We start from the raw sequence: 7,839 nt of genomic DNA on the forward strand, positions 1-7,839 counted from the left end.
GCGTCATCACCTCACTGGGTCTGGTTTCCCGTCAGCTGCAACGAGCCAGAGGTCTGTTCTTCACAAATGACCAGATTCTGTCCCGCCAGCGCTAACGGCGGACAGACGGATACCGTTCCGTCAGGTTGGAGTGGGCTTGGGCGCCCCACTCTCATTTGCATCCGGCACGCCACCTTGGGTTGGCCCGAAATTGCTGCGCAGCCGCGCGGTCGCGCGGGCATAGCCTGCCTTCAGGAGCAGGCGCAGCGTGTCATCGCTCATTGCCTCCAGCCGCGTACCAACTGCCTGCGCTGCCAGGAATTCGTCTTGTGTTAAAAGAGAAGTTGGCCCAGCCAGGTTAATGCCGCTGGAGGTCAGGCCCCACATCGCGCCGACGCGCGCACCAATATCAAAGGCGTGCGCTAGCACTCGCTCGCGGAAATCCTCCTGCTGCGCGCCCATCAAATCCAGCACACGCAATGGCTGCTGTAGCAGGTCGGTTGGGGGCTGCTCGTCCACTGCAAAGGGCTTGCCGGCATTGCTGACGAAGATCGTTCTGCAGCGTTTCCATACTGTCTCTGAGCCAAGATTATCGTAGACGCCGCCATCGGTAAGCAGCCAGGTCTCAAGCATCGCTCCAGCCGCGCTGGGCCCTTTCGTTGCAGGATCGAGCGCCGCCCCCGCTAGCGAAAGTGACGCCGGCGACAGCACTGGCGGGAACGCTGCCGAAGCGGCGATAGCCTGCGCTAGGCTCACGTTGACGCCAGTAAACACGCCGACTGTATAGTCTGCGATATAATCCTGCCTGAAGCGCACTGCTTTGCCAGTCATTAAACTGGTTGCGTTGAATACAAAGCGTGGCCCGTTTGGCGGCGCGACGATGTCCTTTAGCGCAAGGCCTTTCGTGAGATTGCGGCTGTAGCTTTTCGCTGCCGCTCTTGCTGGCGACGACAGCGGATTGAAACGCTGCAGCGCCGACGAGACGTCGATCGACTCACGTGCCTGCCGGAGCACCGGTTTGAGCAGTTGCTCATCAAGATTGGTGGCGCGACCGTTGCTCCAGGCGAGATCAGGCCAATGCGCCGCTAGCGCGCCCGCGGTCATTGAGCCACCCGACACGCTGGAGATGCGACCAAGCTTGCCGAGCAGCCCGAGTTCGTTCAGCCGGTAGATCGCCCCAACGTGAAACACCATGGCGCGATAGCCGCCGCCCGATAGGCACAGACCCGGCGCCTCTTCCAACGGTTTGGTCCGATCTTCATCGAGAACAGTCTTGATGTCCGGCATGTCTGCCCCCTGACGCTGCCTTATTGTATTAAAGACCGTAGCTAGAGAAGTCCTTCAATCCGCTATTCACCCATCCTTTGCCCACTGCAATGGCGCCTTTCCGGTTCAGTACCACGTGCCGCCATTTTGGCAGCGAGCTCTGGGAGCGCAAGAAACTCATGCACAAGAGTTCAAGTTTTTCGTTTTGCGTCGTTCCACGCCAGAGGGTCGCATTCTTACGGGCATCGGCGGCATGGCCACTATTGCCGGGTCGTGTGGCAAGGAAGTCGCAAATGAAGTCATCGACGCGGTCCGGGGTGTGGTCCTGCATGAAAGCTTTCAGAACCGCTGGCGTGAGGCCATTCAGCCCGCCGTTCTGCGTGGTCAGATCGAAGAACCAGCAGAAGGAGCGCTTGGTAGCTGTTCCGCCTGAACTGTCAGCAGCCCATGTGTTGGCGGCCTTCAGCGCCCGATCCGCCACCTTGCCAATCCTCCGGTTCTGCTCCTGGCGCATTGCCGGAGAGCCCATCAGAGCCCGCAGTTCCGCCTTCGGCTTCGGTCTGAGCGTGGTTCCATTCTGCCAGCTCCGGACAATCGCCAGCCCCTCGGCTATGGAGCCGCCGCAAGCTGACCACATGTCTGCTCCAAACGTCGGCATTGTGCTGCGCACGACTGTTTCGCCGACCGCTTGAACCATCGGCTGAAGCGATTTCTTGCCGATATTCCATTGTAGGGCGCCGCACGAAATCCCCATGCCGTCGAAATCGCCAGAGACCCCAAGATAGGGGTCGCCCTGCACCTCGAAACCAGGCGTGATCGCGACTGCGGCATCGAACCAATCCTGCGGGAGATTCATGGTGGAGCTCCATTAAGTCTCGCTAATGATAACCTTGGCGCCGGGAATGCGCGCGCCGGCTTGGGTCGGGAAGCTCGCTCCGCAGAAAGCGCGCAGGCTGTCGATGAGCGCGATTACGCGGCGGCGGGAATCCAGAAAGTCGATCGCACTCGCGGCGTTAGGAAGCGCTGCGGTTGGATTGATGCAGCCGACCGACCACAGGAACCCACGCGCTGGATGGATCAGAATGCCGACGCGCTGGCCTGTCGGCATCAGCAGTAGGCCGGGGCGTCTCAGTGCGGTGGGATTGGTGTTCGCGGTGTAGCCGATGGTGGCGTATTTCTCCCCACTCTGGACGTGAAGATTATACGAGCCAGCCTCGATGCAGCGGTTGTTGCCAGCTGGCGCGTTTGCGCCAGGGCCGCGCGTCTCGGCTGTCGCACCGGACAAGTCCTGCACCGGGGAGCCATCCAACAGCACCTGATAGCGTCCGACTGTACGGCGCTTATTATTGCCGATTTGCTCACCTGTTCGCTGGATATGAAGTTCCCATGTCGCCGGCATTTGTAATCCTCCAAATTCAATAGTTGGTCTCTATGTCTATAGCTTATATTTTATCTGATGTATAGAAGAAACGAGGGCTTCGATAGGCGATATTTTGTTACTTTGTGCTGGTTATCAAAGGCGCCCTCAAACCAACTCTCTGACGCGTTCGTTGAGATCGGTTCAGTTGGTGTAGTTCTATCTGCCCTGACTTCTTGGCTAGAAGCGGTCAGCTCGGATTGATTTTCAGGTCGAACCACAGACGATTGCCCTCTGAACGCGCTGCAAAAGCGGACCACTCGGGATTGGCGCCTGCCTTGGCTGCCATTGTCTCGAAGTCCGTGTCCGTTTGGAACACGCGGCCTGATGCCTTCTCGGCCAGCGCCGCCTTGATGGCCGGCAGGGGATGGATCCACCCCTTTTGCGTCTTGGCCCAAGGCCAGACTGCCGTGATCATCGCCACGAACTCCTTGGCTGCCGGCCCCTGTCCCATCCAGCCGAGACAAGGGTGAGTCGCAGCGGCGGTTCCGTTCAACGTCGCATTGTGGCTGCCGTGATGCCCGACTTTGTACACCACAGTGCGGCCCAAGAGGTCGCGGGTGGTCACCGTTCGGTTCCCGTCCGAGAACGATTGTTCGGCCCATGACATCCAGTTGCCGCGCTGGGCGTCGGCGGCGAAGAGCAGGACTTTGCCACCTGGCGAAAGCTCGAAGGCGAGCACGAGGCTCGCATTGTTGGTGTAGCTGTTCATGTCGAGCGCTATCTGCTCGGCTGCGCCCAGCCAATCGCCATCGATGCGGCGGAAGTTCGCGCTGTCAGGAACCTCGTCGCCGTTGGGCGGCAATGGGGCTCCATCATACCGACGTCGATAGAAATCGCTTACTTCAGGATCATCGCCGGCCTGAGACAGGGACACAGCGTAGCGAGGATGAAACGGCGACGTCCAGCTGTCGGGATAGTCGCAAGCGGTCGACCCAGCTTCGGCTTCCGATGCGCCGAACAAGCTCAGGAAGCCTTCCGCACCCGAGTCGAGTGCGAGGTGGAACTGCTCGTCGCCTTCGGGATCGAGGTCCTCGATCTTCGCCTCGTCGCGGGGCGGGCCGAGCGGGAAGACCCTCACTGCGCCAGCGCCGGGCGGCGCGATCGAAGGATCCTGTGGCGACAGGAACCGGACCTCGGAAGCGTTGCGCTTGCACAGCGCCATGGCCGCCTTGTTGGCGCCGATTCCGTCGGCCGGGAAGGCTGCTCCGACGCCCACAGCGAGCGAAGGCCGCATATCATCGCTGGGGTCGCCGCCCAGCTCGAACGCGAGAAGGTCAGCGAGCCGTTCGGCGCGTGCCGCTTCTGCTTCCGCCTCCGACGTGCCGGCGAGGCCGAGGCTGCGCTTCTGCTCCAGCAGGCCGACCATGCTCCGATGCGCGCCAATAAGGCCTACCAGTCGGTCCTTGAACGAGCGGCGCAACGCATTGGCGACTTCATCCTTGGGATTCTCCGTCCATGCCAGCCACAACTCGCCGATGTGGACATCGCCAAATCGTTTCTCGGTAATGCCGTTGAGGTGGTCCTGATGCTCATGCGTTATGACCACCACATCGATGAAGCCGCCGGTCGTCGCTTTGAGATTGGCGATGACCTCTTCGACGGTAGCTGGCGACGGACTCTCGATCATGCTCGTCGAGCCAGGCTTGTACCCGCAGTCGATCATCACGAAGACGGGCTTGCCGCCGCCGTCGCGCGGAAAAGCCAGCAGGAAGCAGTCGCCATGGCCAATGCGGTACATGCGAATGACGCAGCCGCCGGGAGGCGGATCGCCGATCAGGCCTTGCGTCACAGGCGTCGCCGCAGGGTTCGCTTTCGGCTTTTTTTTGCCCGGCATGTCAATGTCCTCCCCTATGCAACATCGCGAAGGGCTCGGCGCGAGAAATTGCCGCGCTCGCGGCCTCGAAGGCGTTGCCCGGCGACAGACGCTCTCCGCTCAAGAAGGCGCGAACTTTGCCGAGCGCGACATCGTCGTCGATGGTTCCCCCCGTGCGGATGACGCGGCGCAGCCGCATGGTCTCGGGATCGACGAGAAGTGTGCAGCCTGCTCGGTAGCGGAAATCTCCCTTGTCATTCTCGCCGACGAATTTCCGACCATCGTCCACGGCGGCTTGCTCCGCAGGGTCCAGATAACCACGCCGGCGCTGCGTTATCTCGACGACCATCTCCGAGGCTGGCCAACCATTCTGACCTTCGCGGTTGGCGATCCGAACCGAGTGGATTTCGGTCCGGTAGCGACCGTGCCTCTCGAAGATGCTCAGCTTTCGCTGCCGCGGAGTGAGGACGATGCCGATCGCGCGCAACAGTGTCTCGTCCTCGTCATTCAGCCAGTGCCAGAAGGCCTTGGCCTGCTCTTGCGCGCCCCTCCAGATTGCCAGTCGGTCCGGCAACTGTAGGGCGGCAGGGTCGAGCACTTCGCCGGTTTCGGAGAGCATGCTGCGCTGGATGGACTCCGAGGTCTGCGACATTGGCCGTTGCTTGCTGTATTGGCGCTGTAGGCTGGCTTCGGTGTCGCGCAAACGGAGCGCCTTTTCTGCGTAGAGCGTGACCTCGCGCGTTGCCTCCGCTGTCGCGAGATCCTCTGCCGAGGGCCAGAGCAGGCTCTCGACCGACATCGAGCGCATACCGGCGGGATAAATTCCCCAGCGCCGAAAGCTCTCGACGACAGCGACGCGGTAACCCGCCGGATCTTCGGGCAGAAGATCGTGATCTGCGGTGACCAGCGCACGGAGGTAGTCGCCGAAGGTGATACCGACGGGCGGCGCGTAGTCGAGCGCCCGGATGCACATCTGCAGCATGCGCTGCGCGCAGCGAGTCGCCTCATCTGCGAGCCGGCCGGAGAGGTCGGGATGGATGTCGCCGGCCTTCAGAATGCCGGTGCCGTCCGAAGCGATGCGGTAGAGGTCCCGAGTGCGTTTTTTGTAGACCGTGATGAAGGCACCGAAAACAGCCGCCACTAGAATCGAGCCGCGATCGTGCGGCTCGTCCGTCCGTTCTAGTGCGGTCGGATCGGGCGACCTGAGTCGCCAAGCATTGGTCTCCGGGTCGAATTCGCCAAGAGCATCGCGGAGCGAACCGCCACGGCCTGCGGCGCGTCCGAACTGCTGCGCCAACTGGCCGAGGGCGTTCTCAGTTTCGAGGTTGCCGCGGGTGCGCGCCATCTGCTCCCTGAGGACGCCAGGATAGGAGAAGTGCTGGAACAGCGCGACGATGTCGGCGAAGGCCTCGTGGAAGGCAAGGACGTCGACGTTGAAGGGTTCATTAAAGCGAGGGTGGATACCGTCCAGCAGGGCGTGCGTCACCTCATGCGCGATAATGTCATGCGACAAAGCGGTATGGACGATGGTGCCCGGCGTATTGTGACGATCCTTCCGATCGACGGGAAAGTATCCGAAGAGCAAGGCTTTCTTGGCGGGGCTGTAATAGGCATTCCGCTCCCGCAAAGCATGTGGATATATGCGGAGGCGCCGCACGAAATGCCTACTCTGGCTGTCGGGTCGGTAATCCGACCAGAGCACCGCTCGACCGAGGGCGCGCTCAAAATGCGCGATGGTCGCCATGGCGACCGCATAGGTCATCTGCTGGTGCGATTGCGGATTGGCTTCGGAGGGCGCATGCCCGTCCTGTGCCAGAAGCCGGGGATCGTTGAGATCGACGGGCAGATAGATGACGCCGCTCGCGGGATCGACATCGACCACCTCGATGTATTCGCCGACGGGGCCGGGCTCCAACGCCTCCCACCGGACATTGAGGGTGACAGAGCCGATGTCGAGGCTATCGTGCTCGGCTGCAACGCTCGGATCATACGAGAATATGCGTAGCTTTCGGTGGAGGGGAGGTGAGACGATGGCTCTTCCTGTACTCATCTGATCCTCCGGTCTCGTTTGATGTCGATCCTATCAACCTGTGGGCACGTCGACGGGCATCGTCGTATCAGCAGGCAGCCCCGCCCCAGAAAGCTTAATTGACAGCTTCGATTGGTTGAGCTCGTCTGCCTGAAGGTCGACTGTTGCGCGGCGGCCTGAGACGGCTGGTGCCACGATACGGCTGCCGATCGTGACTTTGACACCTACGGGATCTTGCTTGAACTCCAGCAGCAACTTCTTGCCGGCCCTATCAATGGTCGCCTTCGGCAATTCCGCCGTCTGCTGCTGCGGGGCGCGCGGGCCGAATACACCATCGGCCAGCGCCCCGAATTTCTCGAGGATGGCTTTCGCGGAAATGCCGGCGAGCGCGCTGACCGCGGCCACGCCGAATGGATTTATAGTTTCGGCGCCGCTGCCGAGGGCGCTCACCGAGCCGATTACGAAGCCAGCCCTGACCACGCAATAGGCGATGAGACCAAGCGCTGCGCCAGCGGGAATGCGCAAATAGTACCAAAGTGTCCAACTTGGGGTCATGCGACCGCTGCCGGAATGCGCGGCCAACGAGTTGGCTGCGTGCGCCGCACCGCCGAGAGCGCCAGCGAGGGCGGCCAGCAGCAGCAGTGTCGGTTCAGGACCAAGGCAAAAAATAGAACTGCACGACTGCGCAGGACCGGCGGTCGCCAAGGCGGCGATGGCGGCTTCCGCTACTGTGAGCTTCTGCTGCGCAGCCGCGCGCTCTCCAACGAGCTTGCTGACCTCTGCCGCGACCACGTCGGGAGCGCGCTGATCGCCGGCGGGTGGCTGCAACAGGGCTAGGTGAGCTTTTTCGACCCGGGCGACGTCCGCACGCGCCTTGGTATAGTCATCAAGCAGCTGCGGCCCGATTGCCGGCGCGCGAGGAGGGCCTGGCCAAATGGTGATGACCATTGCGAGCAACGCAAGCATCGCCAACGCCAAAATTGCGCCCAGCAATTTCTGATACCGCTCGAGCGGTCGCGCTGGTGGCGGATCGTTCTCGCCTAGATCGCCTTCCGTACTCATTATCGCACCGCGCCCACCCAATATTTGTCGGAGCTGACTATTTTTCGAAATACTTGGCAAGAGAAATCAGTCTTAGGGGCTTATCGACTTCTACTGTTCGGAAGGAGAAAAACGCAGGCGGATCGAATGAGAGCAACGCGGCTCTCGGCGCAGCCTCCGCATTTTAGGGATGTACTGAACCGCCCCGGTTTTGCCGGAGGCCGGTTGTCTTAAGTTATGCGGCCATCGCTGTCTCTGCCAACGAGGCGTAATAGCGTTCCTCGGCTTCGG

General features: G+C 61.4%; 6 protein-coding genes. All 6 read right to left on the reverse strand.

Features of this window, described 5'->3' with window-relative positions:
* Positions 1–120: 120 nt before the first annotated feature.
* The 6 genes from C8P69_RS18975 to C8P69_RS19000 all read right to left on the reverse strand — a co-directional run bounded on the left by C8P69_RS18975 (position 121) and on the right by C8P69_RS19000 (position 7,569).
* A complete protein-coding gene (locus C8P69_RS18975) occupies positions 121–1,266 on the reverse strand; it encodes a patatin-like phospholipase family protein (protein WP_108179005.1) in 1,146 nt (381 codons plus the stop codon).
* A gap of 28 nt (positions 1,267–1,294) precedes the next feature.
* Positions 1,295–2,101 (reverse strand): peptidoglycan-binding domain 1 protein, encoded by an 807-nt coding sequence (locus C8P69_RS18980; protein WP_108179006.1) that lies wholly within the window; start codon positions 2,099–2,101, stop codon positions 1,295–1,297.
* A 12-nt stretch (positions 2,102–2,113) separates the two neighbouring features.
* The gene (locus C8P69_RS18985) at positions 2,114–2,644 is read right to left on the reverse strand and encodes a hypothetical protein (RefSeq protein ID WP_108179007.1); all 531 of its coding nucleotides are present in this window, start codon (positions 2,642–2,644) and stop codon (positions 2,114–2,116) included.
* Positions 2,645–2,852: 208 nt separating this feature from the next.
* Positions 2,853–4,499 (reverse strand): ComEC/Rec2 family competence protein, encoded by a 1,647-nt coding sequence (locus C8P69_RS18990; RefSeq protein ID WP_108179008.1) that lies wholly within the window; start codon positions 4,497–4,499, stop codon positions 2,853–2,855.
* Between the two features lies 1 nt (position 4,500).
* Positions 4,501–6,528, reverse strand: coding sequence for a gluzincin family metallopeptidase (locus C8P69_RS18995; RefSeq protein ID WP_245902131.1), 2,028 nt, complete (start codon positions 6,526–6,528; stop codon positions 4,501–4,503).
* A gap of 33 nt (positions 6,529–6,561) precedes the next feature.
* Positions 6,562–7,569 (reverse strand): hypothetical protein, encoded by a 1,008-nt coding sequence (locus C8P69_RS19000; protein ID WP_146167381.1) that lies wholly within the window; start codon positions 7,567–7,569, stop codon positions 6,562–6,564.
* Positions 7,570–7,839: the final 270 nt, after the last annotated feature.

The organism is Phreatobacter oligotrophus (assembly GCF_003046185.1).
GTDB classification, from domain to species: domain Bacteria; phylum Pseudomonadota; class Alphaproteobacteria; order Rhizobiales; family Phreatobacteraceae; genus Phreatobacter; species Phreatobacter oligotrophus.

Excerpts from the sequence above, each read along its gene's own strand:
- C8P69_RS18985 (WP_108179007.1), bottom strand. The coding sequence starts at position 2,644 with ATGCCGGCGACATGGGAACTTCATATCCAGCGAACAGGTGAGCAAATC.
- C8P69_RS18975 (WP_108179005.1), bottom strand. The coding sequence starts at position 1,266 with ATGCCGGACATCAAGACTGTTCTCGATGAAGATCGGACCAAACCGTTG.
- C8P69_RS18980 (WP_108179006.1), bottom strand. The coding sequence starts at position 2,101 with ATGAATCTCCCGCAGGATTGGTTCGATGCCGCAGTCGCGATCACGCCT.
- C8P69_RS18990 (WP_108179008.1), bottom strand. The coding sequence starts at position 4,499 with ATGCCGGGCAAAAAAAAGCCGAAAGCGAACCCTGCGGCGACGCCTGTG.
- C8P69_RS19000 (WP_146167381.1), bottom strand. The coding sequence starts at position 7,569 with ATGAGTACGGAAGGCGATCTAGGCGAGAACGATCCGCCACCAGCGCGA.
- C8P69_RS18995 (WP_245902131.1), bottom strand. The coding sequence starts at position 6,528 with ATGAGTACAGGAAGAGCCATCGTCTCACCTCCCCTCCACCGAAAGCTA.